We start from the raw sequence: 22,024 nt of genomic DNA, 5'->3' as shown, positions 1-22,024 counted from the left end.
AAAATGACTATTACAACTGTTGGAATGATTAGCAGCTATCGAGGTTTAGAAACTAGAGCCGATTGGCTATGGCAACAAACCCCGCATCAATTTGGAACTTGGGGCAATATACAAATGCAAGCACTAGCAGAAAAACCAGATTTTCTGCTAATGTATCAATTTGATTTTCCCCAAGCATCGCCACAAAAATCTTGGTTAGATAGTTTTCGCAAACGCCAGCAAAAACCAGTAGTTAATATTAATTCTCTACTGCGTGGTGTGAGTAAAGAGCGGATTATTTATTTACTACGAGAACCGCCTTTAGATGAAATTGTAGAAATAACTAATTATAATTACCAACAATCCCAGAAGTATTGCGGCTACATTTCTGGGCCTGATGATTTTGCTCCCACCCCCGACTATATGCCTGCTATTTGGTATCACTCAAATTCATTTCAAGATTTGAATGAAATGCCACCGCCCCAAAAGGTTGCTCCATGTAGTTGGATTACTTCAGGAATTAGCCGCACTGCTAAACATCGTGAGCGTTTAGACTTTTTGCAGTCACTACAATCTAGTGGTATTAAGTTTGATTTGTATGGGCGTAACTTACCAGGATGGGCGAATAAATCGGGAGAGCTAGGTAACAAATGGTATGGCATGGCACCATATTATTACAATTTGGCAATTGAAAACTATGCTGATAATAATTGGTATGTAAGTGAGAAACTTTGGGATAGTTTGCTTGCTTGGTGTTTGCCAATTTATTATGGCGGTCCGGCAGCTGATAAATTATTGCCATCGGGTAGTTTTTTAAGATTGCCCAGTTTAGATGAAAAAGGCATTGCTTACATCAAAGAAGTGACAGCTACACCTGATGCTTGGTATGCTGCCAAAGATGCGATCGCAGAAGCACGTCAAATTATCTTACATAAACTAAACCTGCTTAACTGGTTATCAAACTTTGTCGATCAACACTCATAAATTATGAATGGTATTTGTACCCTTGGCAATGATTATGTTTTCGATCAGCTGGTAGCTTTGCTCAACAGTATTGATGTTATTTTGGGGACGGAAACTCCCGTTTGTATCTATCCTTTCGACGATCGGACACAGCGAATTGCTGATGAAATAGCTAAACGCCCTAATGTATTTCTTTACGATAATCAAGAATCAATCAACCGTTGGGATCAATTTATGCTCTCAGCAGCACCAGAACGATTGAATCGGAGTAAATCACGGTTGTATGGCGCTCACCGTCGTTTTTGTGCCTTTGATGGGCCATTCGATAAGTTTATTTATTTAGATGCAGACACTTTGGTGATGGACTCACTAGCAACAGTGTTTGAAAAGCTAGATACTTATGATTTTGTTGTTTACGATTTCCAATTTAAAGACGTTAGCAAAATATATAATGTTAATTCTCCAAAATTACTAGAAATTTTTGAGCAAAATCGCATCGATTCCGAAATATTTTGCTCAGGTTTTTATGGTGCAAAACGCGGAATATTTAACTCAGAACAAAGAGATTTACTAATATTCTATTTAAAAAATGGAGAGGCAGAAATTTTGTATGGCGGTGCTGGTGAACAACCACTACTCAACTACATGGTAATGAGGTCTAATCTTGCTATTTATAACTTTGCCCGCCAACTACCAGATAATGAAAAGACGGGATGTTCTGCCACATCTAAGCACTTTGAAGAACGAGAACACCTTCTTTATGACAAAGGTAATCGACTAACCTACCTTCATTACATTGGTATTCCTCCTAATATTAATCAAGCAGTCTGCGCTGGAGAAAATATTGATTTTCCCTATCGAGATTTATTTCTCTATTATCGTTACCTGCATGAGCCAGAGAAGCGTCCAGTATTTATAAATCCTCCTAGAAGTTACAATGACGCTCCAGTAACAAATTTACTTACAAGAGCTTTGCGAAAACTTAAGTTAATTAACCAAGGATAATTTATGAGTAGGGGCATTTATATAGTTGCCAATGATCGAGTTATTGATAATGCTATTGCTTTACTTAATAGCATTCGTTACTATGACCAAGAAGTTACCGTTTATCTCATACCTTTTAATGACAATTATCACAAAGTAGCAGAACAACTTGCTACCTTACACAACGTCCAAATTTTTCCAGATTTAGAACTTATTGATACATTTACCAAACGCATCGGAGAAATTTTTGATCGCGATTTCCTTGCCTTACCCAACAAAATGCGTAAATTAGTGGCGTGGTTTGGGCCTTTAGATGAATTTATTTATATTGATACGGATATTGTCGTTTTTGAAAAAATCGCCGACAATTTAGACAAACTTTCAGAAGTCGATTTCTTCTGTTGTGATTACCATCATGCTAATGACAAGCTGCGAAATATCTTTTCCCCATTTGTGAAAGAGCAGCAAATTTTTTCCGATGCCCAACTTCAAGATGTTTTCAACAGTGGTTTTTGGGCTTCGAGAAAAGGAATTATTACTGAACAACAGATGGATGAAACTTTGCGCGAGTGTGCAACACATCGCGAATATTTCGATTTTTCTGAAGGAGTTACAGACCAACCAATTTTAAATTATCTTGTTCTCAAACTAATTGCCAAACGTGGAAATCTCGTCAAAATTCCTGGGGGAGGCCCTGGTAGTTGGGCTGGTTCGCAAAATTTCCAACAGCGAGAATATGCTCTTTATGACCGAGGACAGAGACTAAAATATCTCCACTGGGCTGGTACACGGATGAAAACTGGAAGTCCTTATTGGCAATTATGGGAACACTATCGCTATCTCCATGAGGGTAAATTCGCTTTCATCCCCAAACTGACTCGCCGTTTATTTCCCTTTGTTGTTGCCCGCACTTAATATTTAGGAGTATCCCAATGATTGATGGCATTTACATCCTAGCCAATGATGTTGTCTACGACCAATTGATTGCGTTGCTCAACAGTATAGAAGCCAATGCCGGTAGGAAAATTCCTATTTGTATACTTCCATATAATAATCGCTTAGACAAGGTAAAAGCAGAGATTGCATCTAGAGATAATATCACTTTGTTTGAAGATGCTGATTCCATCGCTTATTGGGATAACTTTGCTACTCAGATATGGAAAAATTATCCTAGAGCGCAAAAAACTTGGCGAGAGTGGGGTTTTCCAGAACTCTATGAGTTACCAATGCACCGGAAATTTTGTGCTGTGGATGGCCCCTTTGATAGATTTATTTATTTTGATGCAGATACTTTGTTAATGGGGCCCGTAGATTATGTATATGAAAAATTAGATAATTATGATTGGGTAGTCAATGATTTTCAGTATAAGTCTGATTTGAAATTTATTTTTGATGGTTCACCAGAGCTTATGCAGCAAGTTTTTAAATCAGATAATTTGCAATCTAAAGTATTTTGTGCTGGTTGGTTTGCTACTAAGAAAAATGTTTTTTCTGCAACTGTCAGAGCCGAATTAATTGAAAAGTTAACGGCGGGTGAAGCTGATGTCATGGCTTTTTTAGCACCTGACCAATCTCTATTTAACTACATGGTATTGAGAAGTGGAATTTCTTATTATAATTTTGCTTTTTATGACTGCGAACAGGCAACTGGTAATCACTGGAGTTCTCAATTTGATGCAGTAGATAATATCCTCTACGACCAAGGACGGCGGCTGACTTATATACACTATATGAGTATCAGTACCTCAAACTTTACTCAACTTTGCGCTGGTGAAGATGCTAATATTCCATATCGAGATGTGTTTTTGTATTATAGGTATTTAAAATCGCCAGAACAAAGACCAAAAAGCTTTAGGTCTCAGAGTCCGCTAATACGTCTGAAAAAGACTACTACAAGTTTTTTCAATCAGAAAATCAATAATATTAAGCTTAACTATCGTAATTTAAAGGATAGAATTACTAAATAAGTAAGCTTGTTAGGCTGCTGACAAATGTAGGTCTACAAAATTTTATAGTTGTGCGTGCAGATGCGCGACAACTCATCTAAGAAAAAGAATCTAAATCTAAAGATTGCATCCCTTCACGTTCTATAAAAGTCATCATACTTCCCAACTGCAACCAAACTAATAAACAAGTAAAGAGACTAATTGGTAGACCGACTCCTAAAGCTAAAGAGGAGGGAAAGCCAAATATCTCCAAGCCTGAAGAGAGAAATAGGCAAGTACCGCCAGTTATGCCAACAAATGGTACAAATAATTGTTTCAGTGAGGAACGCGGTTTAGTATTTTCTATACGCTGGTTTGGCCATTTCTGCACAATGACTTTTAAAGTGCCAGATAATGCTAAACCAGATGTTAATGCTGTCAGAAAACCAACCAGTAAAAGAAAATAAGGCGGTTGCTCAGGGAAATAGTACATGAAAACTCCTGATTTATATTAAAGATTTTTTAGTTTTTATTTGTTGACTGGTTTTCAGCAAAAGATCCAAGTAATGTAGCTTTTGGGAGGATAGCCGCTGCGCCTTCTCTAGATAACTCTGTTAAAATACCGATCGCTACATTTAATAAACGATCTGGTTTTAAGTCATCTTTAACCAGGTTCCACAGACGTTGGACGTCTTCGGTGTGCAGGCGGTCATCTTCGGTGAGAGCAAGCACTAACTGTCGCCTCAGAAACTTGCCTTCTTCCGACATTAAGTATTGGAATCCCATCTGAGCTGTGGGCAATACATCAAAGTTGTTATCGGTACGAGCGATCGCAATTAAATTCTCTAACCGCTGCCACTGAAATTTACCATCTTTGAACAACACATTCAATAACCGCCGCCGTAATTCTGGTGATTCCCCTGTCAGCAACCGCCGCGCTATGTAGGGATAACCCACTTCCACAATTTTGAAATCTGGGTTGAGGCTTAGGGCAATACCTTCTTGAGTTACCAGGGAACGAATAATCAAAGCAAACTTCGCCGGGACTCGGAAAGGATATTCATACATCAGTTCCGAAAATTCATCGGTAATAGTTTTGAAGTTAAAATCCTTGACATTTTTACCAATAGCGTTTCCTAGCACTGCTTCTAATGCTGGCACTATCGGACAAATATTCGTGTCTGGAGTCAGAAACCCTAATTTTACAAAGTCTTCGGCTAAGTCGGTGTAGTCTTTATTCACCAAATGCACTAACGCATCCACCAGTGTTTCTTTGGTGCCTTCTTCCAACTGATCCATCATACCGAAGTCAATGTAAGCCATACGACCATCAGGCACGGCAAACAAGTTGCCAGGATGAGGGTCAGCATGAAAGAAGCCATATTCTAAAAGCTGTTGCAATCCTGAGGTAACGCCAATTTGGATAATTGCTTCTGGGTCTAAACCTATTTCGCGGATGTGTTGAGTATCCGTCAGCTTAAAGCCATCAATCCATTCCAGGGTTAAAACGTGGGTATTGGTATAACGCCAGTAAATGCCTGGAACTTTTACTTGCGGGTCGTTGCGGAAGTTGCTGGCAAATTTCTCGGCGTTGCGGCCTTCATTAATATAGTCAATTTCTTCAAATAACTTGATGCCAAACTCGTCCACAATTAAAGTCAGGTCATGGCCGAGATTTAAAGGCAACCAAGGAGCTAGCCAACTTGCCGCCCAACGCATCAGATATAGGTCGCGTGTGATTACCGGGTGTAAGTTGGGGCGTTGCACCTTGACGGCGACTTCTTCACCGCTAACTAGACGACCTCGGTATACTTGACCCAAGCTAGCAGCCGCTACTGGATTAGGTGAGAGTTCGCTAAAGCTTTCGTGAATAGGGCGGTCTAGCTCAGTTTCAATTATCTGGTAAGCGATCGCATTATCGAAAGGCGGTAACTGATCTTGTAACTTGATCAGTTCTTCTAAGAAGTCTTTGCGTATGAGGTCTGGTCTGGTCGAGAGGGCTTGACCAACTTTAATAAAAGTCGGGCCGAGGTTGGTGAGCAGTTCTCGCAACTGGATAGCTCGTTTACCCTTGTTCTGCTCAACTCGATCTTGCCATTCGTCCCACTTCAGATTGAATATAAATCCTGCAAAAGAGGAGATAATTCTCAGCAGTCGCCCCCAAGCTAACCAGGGGCGGTAACTATAGTAGCGAGCGATCGCATCTGGATTATAGAGTTTTAGCTGAGTAGGTTGATACTGACCCACGCCTTTTTTTGCCTTTTCAACTGAAAAATGTACAATGATTGTTTTTCTCTTGACTCACAAGTTAGTTGCAAGTTCAGGATAGCGGTAGTTTTTTATCTAAAACAACTAGAACTCTACCTTTTGGGATAGTGTTCGAGGCAATTTTACTATCTATATACTGCCTAGATTTGTTTATCTTTTTCTTAATTATACTTTATAAAACTACAACTAATTATCCAGCCTCTAGACGATTTTATCTTTTCTTAACTATCCTTTATATAAATATAGATATTTGTTTATGTATGCAAATAGAAGGAAGAGATGAGAACTCAGTAACCACTTACAACATTAAGATCCCCGACTTCTCACAGAAGTCGGGGATCTTGGTATTATGTTTATTTATACCCTGCGATTTAAGTGGAAAATACAATATTCAGTGTGTCCACAAGAAAAATTACAACGTTAAGTAAAAATTTAGTAATTGGTAGTGGTTTCGCCCCAATTACCAATTACCAATTAGCTACTTTTAATTATCATGTAGTGCTATTTAGATTTGGCCTCCAAGTTTTCTAAACGGCTTCTTAATTCCTGGTTTTGTTGTTTGAGTTGGTCGAAATCTTCACGCAATTGACGCAGGGTTTTTTCTGAACCAATGTTCTTTTGCACCTTGGAAATTTCTTCTTCAGCAGAACGACGTACACGCCCATCAGCGGTTTGTTCAGCTAGCGATCGCAAAATACCCACCGCTTTGGGTGTTTCCATTTGTCCTAATGATGCGGCTACGGCTATTTGGGTTAAAAAGAAGGTTTCTTTGGCTAGTTCTGTTAATTTTTCTAAAATACGTTCCAAATTAGCCGGACTTTGACCTACAGAAATCTTTCCCAAAGCGCGAATTGTCGCTAAACGTAGGGGTTGTGGTACACCGAGTTTGGTGTATTCGATGAGTAGATTTAAAGCTGCTTCTGAGGTTTTGAATTCAGCTAAACCAGCAACAGCCCCACTCCGTACAACTTCATTCCAACCTGCTTTTTCTTCTAAAACTGATTTCAGCAGCTTTAGTACCTTGTCTTCCTTGGGTTTGTCTTCCAAGTTTGCTGATGCGATCGCCCCAATTACACGAGAAGCAGCAGCTTCCACGTAATAGCTAGGATCGCCCTTTTGCAAGATTCCTCTCAAAAGTTTATAGCTTTCAGCAGTTTTTATTTGATTAAGTGCTTCCACTACAGATCGCCGCACGTAAGCATTTTTATCTTTTAACCCAGCGACTAAGGCATCAAAAGCTTGATCTAAATTGATTTTGGCTAGTTGCTTCGCCACTTCCACACGCACACCCCACAATGGGTCATTTTTGAGCGACTTAGACAATACAATGATTGCTTCCAAGCCGCCTTTTTTCGCCAAAGCTGTTGCTGCATAAATACGTGAAATCGGGTCAGGATCAAATTCTAACTGCGCTTTTAACTCCGCGATTGGATATTCCAAAGCTACTGTTTTTAGGTAATTATTTCCAACATCAAAGCTGATAAATTGGGGCTTATTTTCTAGGGGAAAATAGAAGCTTTGTTCGCGTTCATTCACGCGCACTCTGAAAGTGCTGAGTTTTCCTTTATTCCTAACTCCTAACTCCTCACTTTTCACTTCTTCTTGGGTATAGCCAAAACCAATAGGTATTTTTAAATCAAACAAATCCTTACTGCCATTTTTACCGTCAGCAGCTTGGGTTTGAGTTATTGTTATTTTTGCCAAATTGGCATCCCCATCCCAAGAGTAAGCTACTTTAAAATCGGGATGACCACCACGATAAACGTATTGGTCAAAGAGGAACGAAAGATTACGTCCGGTAGCTTTTTCAATCGCTCTGAGTAAGTCTATTGTCTCTACGGTTTTGTGGGCATTATCTTGGACAAATGTTTGAATTGCCTGCCAAAATAATTCATCTCCCAATTGGGCCCGAATCATGTGATAAACACAAGACCCTTTTTCATAAATGTGGCGATCGTAAAGTTCAATAGCTTCTCGGTAAACGTGCGTTACCATTGGCCTGCGATAACGGCTGCTATCTTCACTTAAGTAACGACGAGCTTCCAATAAACGATAGTAAGCTGCTTCTGGGAGACTATATTCCTGTTCTGTCCACATTACCTCAGAATAAGAAGCCATCCCTTCTTTAATCCAAGCATGAGACCAATGCTTAATCACCACCAAATCACCAAACCATTGGTGCGCGAGTTCGTGGACAACTAAAGCTTCGGTGTTACGGTTATCTAAGGCGGCGCGTTCATCCAGCAAACATCTATCTGTTAACAGGGTTGTGGAGGTGTTTTCCATCCCACCAAAGATGAAGTCATCGACGCAAACTTGGGCGTATTTCGGGAAAGGGTATGGATAACCATACTTTTGACTCAAAAATTCGATCATTCGGGGAGTTTTTTCCATGCTGCGTTTAGCATCTTCTTCCCGTCCCTTTTCTACATAGTAGGTGACTGGTTTACCCTTCCACTCATCCCGAATTTCAGCAAAATCACCTACTGCTAAAGTCATCAAGTAGGTAGGATGAACTTGTTGTTGTGACCAATGATAGATTTTGTAATCACCATCTTCTGTGGTGTCAATTAATTCGCCGTTGGAAATTGCCACGAGAGGGTTGGGAACACGGACGCGAATTTCCGAAGTAGATAGTTGTCCTGGATAGTCAAAACAGGGGAACCAAAAGCGAGAGTCTTCGTCTTCTCCCTGAGTCCAAACTTGAGTAGGCTTGTTTGGGTAGTGCTTGTCTGGTTGGATAAAGTAAATACCGCGTTGCGGTTTCACCACGGAGTAAGCGATCGCAATTAGCAAGCGTTTACCAACCTGGGTCGCCTCAGAAAGTTGAATTGAAAGCTGTTCCCCGTCATAGTCAAAATTTTGTGGCACTTCGTCCACCTGCACAGACTCGATATTCAGGTTGACAGCATCCAAAGTTAAACGATCAATGCCATTACGGATTGGTAAGAGGCGAATGCTACAACTGCCCTGATAGCTTTGCTTAGGAATATCCAAACTGAGATCGAGAAAAATATGCTCTACCTGTCCGGGGCGATCGGGGTTGTAGTGTGGTCTTGCTCCCGGTAACTCAAAAGGTTTGTGTCCGTTATTATCTGTATCAAAATAAGACTTCGACATTGATCCTTACTGACCTTGTAATCCTGAAAAGTCTGGCTTGGTTGGATGTTGTTAAGCTAAATAGCGGTATCTATATTTCCCAAATCAATAGGGCATTATGGAGGTGAGAATTCACCTTGGGGATTGGGGGATTGAAATGAATCTCACCCGAACTTCCGAAGATCGGCTAGCGATCCTGGGAATTTTTCCATATCCCTACCGCATTTATTTTTCCTGATGTTCTGCACTTTTTTGTCATTGAGTCAAGAGTCTCTTGCACCTCGATAAATTCTCATTAAGTACAAATACTCCTAATTATTCTTATAACTTAGGATAGCTTGCTGCTACTAATCAGGCTATTTTGTTTGAGAGGAACAGCATATCATTTGCGGATTTGCTCATCATCTCTTGGAATTATTTTTGAGAGTAATTCTTAGACTGCTAACTTATAGGACTACTAATTTTATCAGTAAATACCGATCAATGAGCGGAAAATATTAATAAATCCGAAAACTCTACAATGACACTTGTATAAATCTCGGTGACAATCTGAGCAAAAGAGGATAACAAAATGCCTGAAAGTAAATCAAAATTTCTCATTCCTGCTGTTGGTGCTGTTGTAGTTGTAGTAGGAAGTATAGTAGCTTATACGTATTTTAAAGGCGGCCCATCTGGAGGTAGTTCAGACGCTCTAGGTAGTGCTAAGGTAGTACCTTCAACAGCATTGATGGCAACTTATATTACTACTGACCCTGAAGCTTGGGCAAAATTACAGCAGTTTGGCACTCCAGAAGCACAAAAATTAGTGGCGAAAGGTCTGGAAGATTTCAATAAGCAAATGTTCAGTGACAGTAACGTTTCTTATGAAAAAGACATCAAGCCTTGGGCTGGTGGTGTGATGATTGCTGTACTGCCACCAAATCCTGTAAAACCGGCACAGTTAAATGTGCCCTCTGGCGCACCTAATGTACCAGCAAATTTACAGCAGGAAGCAAATATCCTGATAGTAATGGGAATCAAAGACAAACTCAGCGCGTTGAATTTTGCTAACAAATTGAAGTCAGAAAAAGGGGTGAAATTACAAGAATCTGACTATCAAGGTCAAAAAATTGTCGAAACTACCCAAAATGGCAAGCCGACATATAGCGTAGTTTTAAATAATAGTCAGCTGGTATTAGCCCCCGAAAAGCAAGCTGTAGAAAAAGCAATTGATACCTTTAAAGGACAGTCTTCTTTCGCGAGTAAAGAAGGTGCTAGCAGCATTCTGAAAGGAGTGGATGTTAAAAACAGCCTCGCCCAAATTTATGTACCAGACTATGCCGGAATGGTACAGCAATTAGTAGCTGCAAATCCGCAGGCAAAGCAATTACCCCCACAAACCTTGACGCAACTAAAGCAGATCAAATCTGTAGTAGCGGGTATTGGTGTTGATGATGCGGGAGTGCGGGTAAAAGCGATCGCTAATTTAGATCCGCAACTAAATAAATTTCAGTATCAATCAAGTCCTGGGAATATAGTCGGGCAATTTCCGACAGATACCTTTGCTTTGATTAGCGGTAATGGCATTAGCCGTAGCTGGGAAACGCTAGTAGAACAGTCAAAAGATTATCCAGAAATGAAGCAAGCTCTGGAACAAGCGCGAGGACAACTGAAACTCGTCAATATTGACCTGGATAAGGATGTTTTTGGCTGGATGAATGGGGAATTTGCCCTTGGTGCGATTCCATCAAATCAAGGGGTGTTAGCGAGTGTTGGTTTTGGTGGTGCTTTAGTATTTGATACTAGTGATCGCAAAACTGCCGAAGCCACCTTGACAAAATTGGATACCCTTGCCAAAACCCAACAAATCAACGTCGCCAATAGAAATATCGGTGGTAAAGACGTAACTGAATGGCAAATCCCCCGACAAGGAGCTTTATTGGCACATGGTTGGCTAGACCAAGATACTGTATTTGTAGCTCTTGGTGGCCCAATTGCTGACGCAATTAGCGATCGTAAAAATCCATCTCTTGATACTAGCGACACCTTCAAGGCCGTTACTGGTTCTTTGCAAAAGCCCAACGGCGGCTATTTCTACCTGGATATGGATAAAACTAAAACTGTGCCCCTGATCAATAGTTTTGTATCATCTAACGCCGATACCGTCACTATTCTGAGTTCTATTCGTGGCCTTGGTTTTACCGCCAATAGCCCTGATAAGTCTACCAGTCAATTAGAGATGTTGTTAGCTCTCAAGTCCACGGCAAAATAGGGCATTGGTCAATTCAATTTTGGATTTTAGATTTGAGATTTTGGTGAAGCAGCGCGGTCTTCTCCCAAAGGGAGAGGCTAACGCCAAGGGGGTTTCCCCCATGAGCGACTGCTGTTAGCGCAGCGTTAGCGAGGTACGAGCGTCACCCGTTCGCGCAGCGTCTCTCCTTGGGAGAAGGGATTAAATTTCAATCTAAAATCCAAAATCTCAAATCTAAAATTCTTGCTCCCCCATTCCCCATTCCCCATAATGTTTTTCAATTTGCATCTAGACTAGCCTCCAGCAACTATGTCATAAGTAGAAAAGGCTCTTAAATGCAAACTGATTTATGACTGCTGCTGTAAACACTAATCCTGGTTTAGCTTCCCGCTTGGTAAATGGCATACTGGCAATCCAGCCTTTAGCTAACCTAGCCAAGCATCAAGCTAGACAAATGATGATTAAACGTGCCGAAAGAATTGGTGTACCTTGGACGCAAGAAGTCAAAACACTACAGGCGCTTGATTGGAAGGACGATCTCGCTCAAGTAAAAAATCCTCAGCTTTCCTACCCCGATTACTACGTCACCTCATTTCATGCCTACGAAACTGGAAATCTCAGTTGGCAAGCCGCTTTTGAGGTAGAACCTGCTGCTTACGCTGTCCACGCGAAGATTTGGCAGGACGCTGAAGAAGCCCAAGGCGATCCTATGTTACGCCAGAGTTACCACAATATCCTGAAAAGTCAAATTTCCAACGAGCCGCAAGATATCTTAGATGTCGGGTGTAGTGTTGGCTTGAGTAGTTTTGCCCTACAAGCAGTTTATCCCCATGCCAAAATTACAGGCTTGGATTTGTCTCCTTACTTCTTAGCCGTTGCCAATTACCGCGCTGGGCAACGTCAAGCTAAAATTAACTGGCTTCATGCCCAAGCGGAATCTACCGGGCTACCTGATGCCTCTTTTGATTTAGTTTCCATTTTCCTGATGTGCCACGAATTACCCCAAGCGCCAACCCGACAGATTTTAGCTGAAATGCGGCGTGTGTTGCGTCCAAGTGGCTACTTGGCAATCATGGATATGAATCCCAAATCTGAAGTTTACAAGAAAATGCCAGCCTACATTTTGACTTTGCTCAAAAGTACTGAACCGTATTTAGATGAATATTTTGCTTTGGACATTGAGCAGGCTATTGTTGAGGCGGGTTTCCAAACTCCTACTATCACCAACAACACCCACCGTCACCGTACAGTGATTGCTCAGGTGAGTGGTTGATTTATCTCTAGTGTTGTGGGCAGTAATACCACCCTTGCTGCTGCTAGGCTACTACTACTGTCGGGTGCCATTTGCCCCACCTCTGTTAAAGTTACTGATGTTCTTTATCATCGGGGCAATATCTGGAATCTTAGCCCTCAGCCTCGAATGGGTTTTTGAAACTGTTGTAGCGAACTATTTTGTAGACTGGCAACAACGTTGGCTTCCTGATATAGCCTTGCGGCAGCTTGTGGAAGTAGGCACAATTGAAGAAGGCTGCAAGTTAGCTGCGGTTTTTATCCCAACCTACTATCTGCGACGCAAATATCGATTACTTCACTCTACGGTTTTCCTCTTCACCATAGCCGTTGCCCTTGGATTCACTGCCGAAGAGAACTGGATTTACCTTTTCCACGATACCGCATCAATTCTTGACCGGACTATTGGCACGCCAGTCCACGCTATGTTCTCTGCTCCTTGGGGATATGCTTTAGGAATTTATATTTCCTCTAATACTCGTTTAAATCGAGACAAGAAGTTTATTTTTAGGGCTTGGCTAAATTCTGTAATCTGCCATGCCCTAGTTAATGTCTTATCTAGTTCTTGGCGTTACTCACTACCCCTACGTTTCCTAAGTTATGGTTTATTTCCGTTTCTGTTGTGGATGTTTTGGCGACTAGAACAATTACTGCGAAAAGTGCAAGGTAAACCTGTAATTAACCTAATTTCAGACCATATACCTCAGCGCCGTTACTGGCAGAGAAGTTTAGTACTGTTTGCCCTGGTGCTTGGTGGAAATGCTATTTTTGGTCTGTTTCTCTTAGCCAGGACTGTTAGCCCTTTGAGTCCGTCAAAGCTTTTTGACAGTGATATTTTGTGGTTTATAGTTAGTCGCTCTTTACTAAATCTCTTTTTTGGAGTTTTAGCGTGGGGCATTTATCGCTATTTGCGACATTCCGCCCGTCGTCGGTATTTTTAAAATATGATTAAAAAAAGGCTAGGGGGTTTCTATGCAAACAACTCCAGTGCGTTGGACGACTGCTGACCTAGAGCTATTTGCTAGCGATCGCAGAAATCGCTATGAGATTATTGATGGAGAACTATTTGTGACTAAATCACCTAGCTGGGATCATCAATCAAGTTGTGGCAATATTGTTACAGTTCTTAACAATTGGTCAGATGAAACTGGTTTAGGTAAAGCTGCGATCGCACCTGGAATTATTTTCTCAGATTCGGACAATGTGATCCCTGATGTGGTGTGGGCAAGTCATGAACGCTTAAAAAACTTGCTAGATGAAGCTGGACACCTGACGGGCGCACCAGAGTTAGTTGTAGAAGTTCTGTCACCCGGCGAGAAAAACGAGAAACGTGACAGGGAAACAAAACTAAAGCTGTACTCGGTACAAGGGGTTCAAGAATATTGGATTTGCGATTCTATACAGAAGAAAGTTGAGGTTTATCGACGTGAACAGGCTGCATTAAAGTTAGCAGCTACTTTATTTAGTCAAGATGAATTGACAAGTCCTTTGCTGCCTGGTTTTAACTGCTTAGTTAGTAAACTTTTTTAACTGGGCATTGGGCATGGGGATAAATTCCCTATGTCCTATGCCTGATTTTCAATTAGCTAAACTCGTGCTAGTAGTGGCTGATTCACGGCTGGGCTGACTGACTCTGATTCTGACTCCGTGCAGTAGATTTCGCAGGAGTTATTGGGACTTTCAATCAGTTTTACTTTGTAAAGTTTAGCTCCCAATTCTTCAATCGGCGATCGCAGTAAATTACTAATGTAAAGTGCGATATTTTCAGCAGTGGGCACAACTTCGGCAAAGTAAGGAATGTCTTTGTTTAAAAAGGTGTGATCGAATGGCTCTACCACATAATCTTCCACCGCTTGATTCAGGGCACCTAAATCAATAATCATGCCAGTACGCGGGTCAATTTTCCCTTTGACAGTGATTTCTAAATGGTAGTTGTGTCCGTGACCATGAGGACGAGCGCACTTACCATAAACAAGCGTGTTTTCTTCGTTACTGAGATTAGGATGAGCTAGCCGATGGGCGGCGCTAAAGTGAGTACTGATGGTGAGGTAAGCTTCCATTGCGTTTCCCATATAATCTGCCCAAAGTTCAGGATGTTCAAATAACTGCACACGGACTAGAGGCAAGTGTGGTGCTAGTCGTTGCCAGATAATCCGTGCAATATTCTCAGTGGTGGGCAGAGTTTGTTGAAATTCTGCCCACGCATCGTTGAGATAGGAGAAGTCCAATTGATTGGTAACTTCCTGTTTAATTACGTGTTTCACATCAGACAAGTTCAGCACCATACCATATTCATCCAATTCCCCGGCTAGGGAGATGAACAAGACATAGTTATGTCCGTGTCCCGGAAATCTAGAGCCAGCACCAAATTTCTCAATATTCTCAGCTTCACTCAGTTCTGGCAACCAATAGCGATGACTTGCTGAAAACTGGGCGCGGCGATTAACAATACATGGCATGAGTACACTATGAGCAGAATTTAAAATTTCTTAACCTTTTTCTGTTTCCAGCATAAACTAATTTCTTAGTCATTAGTCATTGGTCATTAGTCATTGGTCATTAGTAATCCGGCGAAATTGATCCATACCAAATGCCCCATAACTATGTAACAGAAGCTTGTGCTTCACAGTGTAATCCCGTAGCTATACGGAATAGTTCTTGACCTGTGTGTAAATAACGCTCATCGTAATTTAAAGGAAAGTAACCTAATTCATCGAGTCCATCTGCTACTTGATTGAGGCTGTAGTAAAGATGAGCCGCCGTTCTTGCTAAACTAGGCGGATTCGGCAAGGAGCGAAAAGTAATTTGTGCCTGCTTGAGATCATCTCGACAGGCTTGTAAGTATTCCTGAAATTCATCTAACAACTCATCATCAAAGGGATCAGCGGCTAATTGATCCATTTGTTCTTCTAACGAATAAAGAATGTTACAAAGTAAGCGATTAACTGGTTGGTAAACTTGGCGCAGCCATACTTCAACTTGCTCATCAACATCCCGTCCAGTTTTTCGTCTTGTCTGGTAATGATTTTGCGCTGATGCTGTACGTTGTTGGCGATCGCTATTTAATTTTTGAGGGTCATCTTGCAGTTCTTGGTCATAATTGCGGCGATTTTGGTTATCGCCTAAGACCTCATAAGCTGCATTGATGCGGATAATTTGCTCGTGATCGGCTGTATCCTGATTACTGTCGGGATGAAATAACTTAACCAAGCGGCGATAAGCTTGCTTAATCTCCGCAAGGCTTGCACTTGGACTAACTTTGAGAGTTTCGTAATGGTTAGAAACGTGCTTAGAATTGACCATTAATTCAATGTAGCGTTAACTAACGCTAGCGGCTAACCTTGCATCCAGGTCTTGGAACAACGGTGTACTTAAATACCTCTCACCAAAACTGGGCTGAATCATCACAATTAAACGCCCTTTGTTTTCTTGACGTTGACCAAGACGAATTGCTGCACATAAGGCGGCTCCACTGGAAATACCAGATAGTAACCCTTCTTCTTTTGCCAAACGCCGACTGTAGGCGATCGCTTCTTCATCGGTGACAGTAATCACTTCATCAATCAATTTTATCTTTAACACTTGAGGAATAAACCCAGCGCCAATCCCCTGAATTTTGTGGGGGCCAGGTCGTCCCCCAGATAAAACTGGGCTATTGGCTGGTTCAACTGCGATCGCTTTAGAACTAGGCTTGCGTGCTTTAATCACTTCTGCAACACCACTGATCGTACCACCTGTGCCCACTCCCGCCACGATTATATCTACCTGTCCATCAGTATCTTCCCAGATTTCCTCTGCGGTTGTTTCCCGATGCACTTTTGCATTGGCTGGATTGCGGAACTGCTGCAACATATAAGTATTTGGCGTAGTATTAACCATTTGCTCCGCCCTCTGAATTGCTCCACTCATGCCTTCCATTCCTGGCGTTAGTTCTAGTTCTGCTCCATAAGCCCGCAACATTGCTCGTCGTTCCGCACTCATTGTCTCTGGCATTGTCAAAATTAATCGATAACCCTTAGCTGCTGCTGCCATTGCTAGGGCAATTCCTGTGTTTCCAGAGGTGGGTTCTACCAATATTGTCTTCCCAGGAGTAATTAGTCCGTCTTCCTCTGCGGCGTTAATCATACTCACCCCAATCCGGTCTTTGACTGATGCCGAGGGGTTCATACTTTCCAACTTCACCACAATTTCCGCAACACATCCTTCTGTTTGGGGAATGCGGTTCAACTGCACTAGAGGTGTACGACCAACCAGTTCTGTAATGTTACGAGCTATTCTCATAATTTAGTCCTTAGTTATTAGTTATTAAGTAAGTGGGTATTAATAATGAAAGGTTTGTAATCAGCGACTACAGCCCATTCTCAGGGGAAAAGTCGCTTCCTACGAGCTAATTTAATTATATTTACATCACGTAACATAGTTTGATTTATTCCTACCCACTTACTTTGTTATTAGTCATTAACAAATGACCAATTACTAAATGTAGTACATGATATCCAACTGCCGCCGCGAATCTCGTTTTTCACAAAGATCCTGGAGTGTATATTTTTGCAACACTGAATTTGCCGCGTGACTTGCTTCTTGCCAAATTTCTTCTATAACCGAACTGTCTAGCGTTTTGGGATTAATATTTTCTTGACCAGTACCCGCCTCCAAACCTTCTAAACATTCTAAAATCTCAAAAACGATGATTTTCCGTGGTTCTCGCGTTAACAGATAGCCACCTTTTGATCCGCGCTGACTCTTGACTATACCGCCACGCCTTAAGGTTGCTAGTAGCTGTTCTAGATAGCGATCGGGTATATTTTGTTGTGCTGCAATTTGTCGAATTTGCAGCGGTTCGCCGCTTTCGTAATGAGCGGCCATTTCTAATAGGGCGAGAATTGCGTATTCCGATTTACAAGATAGTTCCACAAGCAGCAATAAGTTAGGGGTTAGGAATTAGGAGTTAAGAGTTAGGAATCATTTAATTTGGATTTTAGATTTTTCCTTCAATCTAAAATCCAAGTTGCGCTGTAAGCGCACCAAAGGTGCGACCCAAAATCTAAAATTGCCAGAGTTAGGATATTAGAGTACTCCAAGTAAAAAAATGCCCAATTGTCATTGCGAATGGAGCGCAGTGGAATAAAGCAATCGCAAGGGTTGGGATTGCAACTCTGGGAGACGCTGTGCGTAGCAAGATCCCCGTAGAGGTACACTTTGCTCGCAATGACAAATTCTGGATCATTTATTTCGTGGAACACTCTTACACAAAATGTAACTTTATACTGCCAACTTCTATTAGAAAAGCCGACTCAGAAAAAGTTGCTCACGGCGTAAGTCACTTGTAGAGTGGGCATTACAATGACCACCCTACTCTGGTCTATTCATATAAAACCCGCCATAACTCCTAACTTTTTCTAGTATACTCCGGTTAACTACTGGGGATTATCCATTGCTGCACTGAAAATAAAAAGCCCCGCCATGAGGCGGGGACAAATAGATTTAAAAATTGTTAGTCGATAGTCAACACTCTAGAAGGTGAAAGTTGTTCTGAGTGTACCGATAATTGCATCGTCGTTAGCGCTGTTTTGACCAGGAGAAGTCAACCAGATTACACCAGGGGTAATGGAGATATTATCCGACACACGATACTTGTAGAAGCCTTCAAAGTGGTAGGGTATATCATTATTACCACCAAAACCTGGTCGGTTAAAGGAATAGGGTTCTGCACCAGCGAAGATACCTAGAACGTTACCTTTTTTACCGAAATCAGGTAAGGCTACTCCAAGACCATAGCTCCAAGCGTTATAATCATCATTTGCACCGAAGCCAGTGACCTCGTGGTAAGAGACGAAGCCACTAACTGATAGCTTGTCACTGGGTCTAAAGGCAGCCTCGACACCGTAGGAATTGCTGGAGCCTGCATTCAGTAAAGCGTTAGCTTGATTAGTACCTACTGCTGGTCCAATTCCGTTTCCGTTTACCGCAGTTGAGTTGAACAACGAACCACCACCAGCATTATACCCGTGGACGTAAGTAGCAGCTAAAGCCACGCGATCGCCAACACTAAAGTTCAACTGTCCTAAAGCAGCATAACTCCCGTTCGTCAGACCTGAATTAAGACCAGGATCATTAGCATTCGATGCCAAGTAACCCGCAGTGATTGAGCTATTTCCCAGAATGCCGCCACCTTTACCAAGGGGTACATTCAGCGCTATGCCTGCACCGCCACCAATCCGATAGATGGGACTTTCAGAAGCAAAGGTAGATAAAGCACCGTTACCGCCGTCAGTGTTGTCGAAAAAGTAAGGATTGTTGACAGCAGCATAATGGCTATGCTGTCCACCACTAGCTGCAATGTAAACGTTGGCTGGACCAATGGGAACTTCATAAGTCAAGCGATCTATACGGACAGCGTTGTTACCACTGCCGGCACCAACTTGAAATGTTTGTGTGCCTTCAGCAGTACCGATAGGATTATTAGCGTTGTCAAATTGTGTAAAGGCCGCTGCATTACCGGCTGCGAGACGTGTGTGCAAAACGTCTCTACCAGTGAAACTGGTTTGCAAGTCCAAACGTACCCGATCTTGGAAGACGGTATTATTGTTATCACCTGTCCTCCCGCCAAACACATCAGTAACACCAAAAATGGCTTCACCGACTAGTTTTGTGGTAGTGGAGAACTGATTAGCTTCCAATTCAGCAGTCCGCGCTTCTAGGGAATCTACGCGACCGCGTAGAGTTGCCAATTCTGCGGAAAATTCTTCTTGCAACCGTTGCAAGGTAGCTAAGTCTTGCTTAGTCACCAAGTCAGCTGTAGCTGTAGCAATTAATTCGTTAACCCGATCCAAACAGGCATTTAAACCAGCGGCAAATTCATAACGGGTTAAAGCACGATTACCGCGATAAGTAGCATTCGGATAACCTGCGATACAACCATAGCGCTCAACCAACGACTGTAATGCTTGGAATGCCCAGTCGGTAGGTTGTACGTCAGAAAATTGCGAAACTGATGTTACTTGAGACTGAGAGTTATTTTGGTTGCCTTCGTTACTGTAGCGATTAACTTGATCTATCGTTGTTTGAGCCAACATTTCTGGCTGTTGAGCAACTTCAGATACACCTAGTTGTTTAGCTGGTGATACTTGGGTGGTTGTGCTTGGAGCCGCCATTGCTGTTGTCGAAACTAACAATGTTGCTCCCAAAACTGCTGGGCTAACCACTAAGGATTTCCACAAGAGATTAGACATCTTTACTTTACTCCTCACACCTTGTTTGATAATTGGTTTCGTTGCACCTAATTCTCAAAAATGCAACATCTCATTGAAACCTGTGGATGAGGCATAGTTGCCACTACTACAATTTTAGTTTTTGCAAAGCTAATAAACGATTAACTTGGGGTTAAAAACTTATGTGATTAACTTATGCAAAAACATATCTTTATATCATAACATTATAAAACATCTGATCTAGATGGCAAGATTAGAGCGATCGCCTTAATAACTGTCACACCTACCGATCTAAATATCTAAGCTGGGAGTAGCGTTTAAGGCATTCGCTCCTACTTGGCTAAATTGCTGAAAGCTTTAGACACTGAGCAGCTTCTCATAAAAAATCACTACTTCTACTTAGCCTTAGCATAAAGCTCACCTCAGTTAGAAGACAGTGCCTTGGCTATACAACCATAGGCAAAGCCTTCTCACCGAAATAGTGCCTCGGCTTAGGTAACTCGGCTTAGAGTAAAAAAACTAAGGGACTGACAAATAAAAAAATATCCAATTAATTCTTGTGGGGGTGGGTGTCTCACCCACACTATGGACTGGGCGGGCAAGATGCCCACCCCACAATATTATCGGATAATTTATTTTTTAGAGTTCCCTAATAATCGCACTGGCTCAACCCTAGCTATCCGCTAACAGCACTCAGCACCCTGAATTAGTTGATTTGGGAAATCGCCCGCGCTACATCAAAGTCTGGTTGCGTCAACCCACCTGCATCATGTGTTGTGAGTATAATCTTCACTTTGTTGTAGGAAATCTCTATGTCTGGATGATGTCCGGCTGACTCAGCTGGCTCTACTAGTTTATTGACAAACTCAATTGCTTCAATAAAATCTTTGAATGTGCGGGTAATCTGCAATTTGGAGTCTTCAACAGTCCAATCTGTCAAAACCTTTGCCTGTTTTTGAATTTCCGCTTCGGTGAGTAGTTGTGCCATATCAAAAAATTCCTAATTAATTTGTTACATTTCGCATTTAACTCATCCCCCGGCTTGAAGCTGGGGGGAAATCGAAGTCATTAGTTATTAGTCATTAGTCATTGGTGCTAATGACTAATAACTAATGACTAAATCGGCGGGCGGCTATCCCGGACACCCCTCTTGTTGGGATGGGAATCCCAACAATTTTTGTTGAGAAAGGCAAACTTCTTTTATTCTCCACACAAAAAGTATAGGAGGATAGATTAGGACAGTAATATGTGTGTGCATATTTAAATCAGACTTGGTAGATAGACGCTATTACTCAAATCCGATCAGTCCCCAAAGTTTGATGTAAGATATTCGTCTTTAAAAAAACTTAAATGTGTTGGCTTTACCTGCACTCTAAGAGAGGCTGTGCCAACGATAAAGCTTAATGACTACCACAGCCATCTCCATCTAAGTTTTCAAAAGCAACCAGTAAAAGTCACCCATAAAAAAACTATCCGCCCTGATTTAGATCGGATGGTCTAAATCAGAGCGGTCTAGCGGGTCTTCAGGTTGCAACCAGACTGCCGGAAGGAACTCCGAGCTTGCCTAGCTACTTGAGCTAACTTAGTATCTCAAAGATAACTAAGGCTAACTTTTAGAGAACAGCCCCGGCACACAGCCGGCTAACTGCAACCTGATGACCCATGCATTTACTACTTTCTATCATGGGCATCACCTCCTTATTGCCTAAGCGGTCTTAGTTTTCAAAGGGCAGAGTATTTACTCTGGGTTTATAACCTTCACCTAAGATAACACATAAATTTAGAGATATTAACTATATACAGAAAAAATCTCCCACCTTTTGGTGAGAGATAACTGGAGAATGGGGAATATTGACACTTTCTTGGTTGATTACAAAGAGATTATTTAATCTTGGTGGTGTCAATTTTCATCCACTACAATCCTAATTCAGGACATAGCCGGATTTTAATTCTTAGAGAGCGTTACCGCGAGGTAGAACTTCCTCAGGGAATACAAATTGTTCGTGGGGTTGATCTTGAGGAGCCATCCAAGCGCGGATACCCTCGTTCAGCAAAATGTTTTTGGTATAGAAGGT

Annotated in this window: 17 protein-coding genes and 1 pseudogene; 8 read left to right on the top strand and 10 right to left on the bottom strand. The window is 41.7% G+C overall.

All coding sequences use genetic code 11. From position 1 onward, the window contains the following. Positions 1–3 precede the first annotated feature (3 nt). From V7L07_RS29030 to V7L07_RS29015, 4 genes are read left to right on the top strand one after another with little or no spacing between them, the layout of a single operon-like run. On the top strand, positions 4–963 hold the full coding sequence (locus V7L07_RS29030) for a glycosyltransferase family 10 domain-containing protein (protein ID WP_335062638.1): 960 nt from the start codon (positions 4–6) through the stop codon (positions 961–963). Positions 964–966: 3 nt separating this feature from the next. Beyond that, positions 967–1,947, top strand: a complete 981-nt coding sequence (locus tag V7L07_RS29025) for an Npun_R2821/Npun_R2822 family protein (protein WP_335062636.1) — start codon at positions 967–969, stop codon at positions 1,945–1,947. A gap of 3 nt (positions 1,948–1,950) precedes the next feature. After that, a complete protein-coding gene (locus tag V7L07_RS29020; RefSeq protein WP_179066804.1) occupies positions 1,951–2,841 on the top strand; it encodes an Npun_R2821/Npun_R2822 family protein in 891 nt (296 codons plus the stop codon). 17 nt (positions 2,842–2,858) lie between these two features. Then, entirely contained in the window at positions 2,859–3,893 is a 1,035-nt protein-coding gene (locus V7L07_RS29015; protein WP_335062634.1) for an Npun_R2821/Npun_R2822 family protein, read from the top strand. Positions 3,894–3,969: 76 nt separating this feature from the next. On the opposite strand, the gene V7L07_RS29010 is transcribed toward V7L07_RS29015, so the two are convergent. From V7L07_RS29010 to V7L07_RS29000, 3 genes are all read right to left on the bottom strand, one after another. Further along, on the bottom strand, positions 3,970–4,344 hold the full coding sequence (locus V7L07_RS29010) for a hypothetical protein (protein WP_335062633.1): 375 nt from the start codon (positions 4,342–4,344) through the stop codon (positions 3,970–3,972). A 29-nt stretch (positions 4,345–4,373) separates the two neighbouring features. Continuing rightward, entirely contained in the window at positions 4,374–6,098 is a 1,725-nt protein-coding gene (locus V7L07_RS29005; RefSeq protein WP_335062632.1) for an ABC1 kinase family protein, read from the bottom strand. A gap of 522 nt (positions 6,099–6,620) precedes the next feature. Beyond that, on the bottom strand, positions 6,621–9,239 hold the full coding sequence (locus tag V7L07_RS29000) for a M1 family metallopeptidase (protein WP_335062631.1): 2,619 nt from the start codon (positions 9,237–9,239) through the stop codon (positions 6,621–6,623). Between the two features lie 550 nt (positions 9,240–9,789). Between V7L07_RS29000 and V7L07_RS28995 the strand changes: the two genes are divergently transcribed. The 4 genes from V7L07_RS28995 (at position 9,790) to V7L07_RS28980 (ending at position 14,268) form a co-directional block, all read left to right on the top strand. Beyond that, complete coding sequence (locus tag V7L07_RS28995) at positions 9,790–11,469, top strand: DUF3352 domain-containing protein (protein ID WP_335062630.1); 1,680 nt, start codon at positions 9,790–9,792, stop codon at positions 11,467–11,469. Between the two features lie 328 nt (positions 11,470–11,797). Further along, a complete protein-coding gene (locus V7L07_RS28990; RefSeq protein WP_335062628.1) occupies positions 11,798–12,721 on the top strand; it encodes a class I SAM-dependent methyltransferase in 924 nt (307 codons plus the stop codon). Beyond that, complete coding sequence (locus V7L07_RS28985; RefSeq protein ID WP_335062626.1) at positions 12,714–13,679, top strand: PrsW family intramembrane metalloprotease; 966 nt, start codon at positions 12,714–12,716, stop codon at positions 13,677–13,679. The genes V7L07_RS28990 and V7L07_RS28985 overlap by 8 nt, the downstream gene beginning before the upstream one ends. A gap of 31 nt (positions 13,680–13,710) precedes the next feature. Continuing rightward, positions 13,711–14,268, top strand: coding sequence for a Uma2 family endonuclease (locus V7L07_RS28980; protein WP_335062625.1), 558 nt, complete (start codon positions 13,711–13,713; stop codon positions 14,266–14,268). Positions 14,269–14,324: 56 nt separating this feature from the next. On the opposite strand, the gene V7L07_RS28975 is transcribed toward V7L07_RS28980, so the two are convergent. The 7 genes and pseudogenes from V7L07_RS28975 to V7L07_RS28945 all read right to left on the bottom strand — a co-directional run. Beyond that, a complete protein-coding gene (locus V7L07_RS28975; protein WP_335062623.1) occupies positions 14,325–15,197 on the bottom strand; it encodes a 6-carboxytetrahydropterin synthase in 873 nt (290 codons plus the stop codon). 142 nt (positions 15,198–15,339) lie between these two features. Beyond that, positions 15,340–16,041: a J domain-containing protein gene (locus tag V7L07_RS28970; protein ID WP_335062621.1), complete on the bottom strand. Its 702-nt coding sequence runs from the start codon at positions 16,039–16,041 to the stop codon at positions 15,340–15,342. Positions 16,042–16,056: 15 nt separating this feature from the next. Further along, positions 16,057–17,019, bottom strand: a complete 963-nt coding sequence (gene cysK / locus V7L07_RS28965; RefSeq protein WP_335062620.1) for a cysteine synthase A — start codon at positions 17,017–17,019, stop codon at positions 16,057–16,059. A 195-nt stretch (positions 17,020–17,214) separates the two neighbouring features. After that, positions 17,215–17,652, bottom strand: a complete 438-nt coding sequence (locus tag V7L07_RS28960; protein WP_335062619.1) for an RrF2 family transcriptional regulator — start codon at positions 17,650–17,652, stop codon at positions 17,215–17,217. Positions 17,653–18,251: 599 nt separating this feature from the next. Then, positions 18,252–19,970: an iron uptake porin gene (locus tag V7L07_RS28955; RefSeq protein WP_335062617.1), complete on the bottom strand. Its 1,719-nt coding sequence runs from the start codon at positions 19,968–19,970 to the stop codon at positions 18,252–18,254. A gap of 685 nt (positions 19,971–20,655) precedes the next feature. After that, a complete protein-coding gene (locus tag V7L07_RS28950; RefSeq protein ID WP_335062615.1) occupies positions 20,656–20,937 on the bottom strand; it encodes a 4a-hydroxytetrahydrobiopterin dehydratase in 282 nt (93 codons plus the stop codon). Between the two features lie 964 nt (positions 20,938–21,901). Beyond that, positions 21,902–22,024: pseudogene (locus tag V7L07_RS28945) on the bottom strand (photosystem II D2 protein (photosystem q(a) protein)); the annotation flags it as partial.

The organism is Nostoc sp., from assembly GCF_036916985.1.
GTDB lineage: Bacteria > Cyanobacteriota > Cyanobacteriia > Cyanobacteriales > Nostocaceae > Nostoc.
This window is presented reverse-complemented; position numbering and strand designations above follow the sequence as displayed.

Excerpts from the sequence above, each read along its gene's own strand:
- V7L07_RS29030 (WP_335062638.1), top strand. The coding sequence starts at position 4 with ATGACTATTACAACTGTTGGAATGATTAGCAGCTATCGAGGTTTAGAA.
- V7L07_RS29025 (WP_335062636.1), top strand. The coding sequence starts at position 967 with ATGAATGGTATTTGTACCCTTGGCAATGATTATGTTTTCGATCAGCTG.
- V7L07_RS29020 (WP_179066804.1), top strand. The coding sequence starts at position 1,951 with ATGAGTAGGGGCATTTATATAGTTGCCAATGATCGAGTTATTGATAAT.
- V7L07_RS29015 (WP_335062634.1), top strand. The coding sequence starts at position 2,859 with ATGATTGATGGCATTTACATCCTAGCCAATGATGTTGTCTACGACCAA.
- V7L07_RS29010 (WP_335062633.1), bottom strand. The coding sequence starts at position 4,344 with ATGTACTATTTCCCTGAGCAACCGCCTTATTTTCTTTTACTGGTTGGT.
- V7L07_RS29000 (WP_335062631.1), bottom strand. The coding sequence starts at position 9,239 with ATGTCGAAGTCTTATTTTGATACAGATAATAACGGACACAAACCTTTT.
- V7L07_RS28995 (WP_335062630.1), top strand. The coding sequence starts at position 9,790 with ATGCCTGAAAGTAAATCAAAATTTCTCATTCCTGCTGTTGGTGCTGTT.
- V7L07_RS28990 (WP_335062628.1), top strand. The coding sequence starts at position 11,798 with ATGACTGCTGCTGTAAACACTAATCCTGGTTTAGCTTCCCGCTTGGTA.
- V7L07_RS28980 (WP_335062625.1), top strand. The coding sequence starts at position 13,711 with ATGCAAACAACTCCAGTGCGTTGGACGACTGCTGACCTAGAGCTATTT.
- V7L07_RS28975 (WP_335062623.1), bottom strand. The coding sequence starts at position 15,197 with ATGCCATGTATTGTTAATCGCCGCGCCCAGTTTTCAGCAAGTCATCGC.
- V7L07_RS28970 (WP_335062621.1), bottom strand. The coding sequence starts at position 16,041 with ATGGTCAATTCTAAGCACGTTTCTAACCATTACGAAACTCTCAAAGTT.
- cysK (WP_335062620.1), bottom strand. The coding sequence starts at position 17,019 with ATGAGAATAGCTCGTAACATTACAGAACTGGTTGGTCGTACACCTCTA.
- V7L07_RS28955 (WP_335062617.1), bottom strand. The coding sequence starts at position 19,970 with ATGTCTAATCTCTTGTGGAAATCCTTAGTGGTTAGCCCAGCAGTTTTG.
- V7L07_RS28950 (WP_335062615.1), bottom strand. The coding sequence starts at position 20,937 with ATGGCACAACTACTCACCGAAGCGGAAATTCAAAAACAGGCAAAGGTT.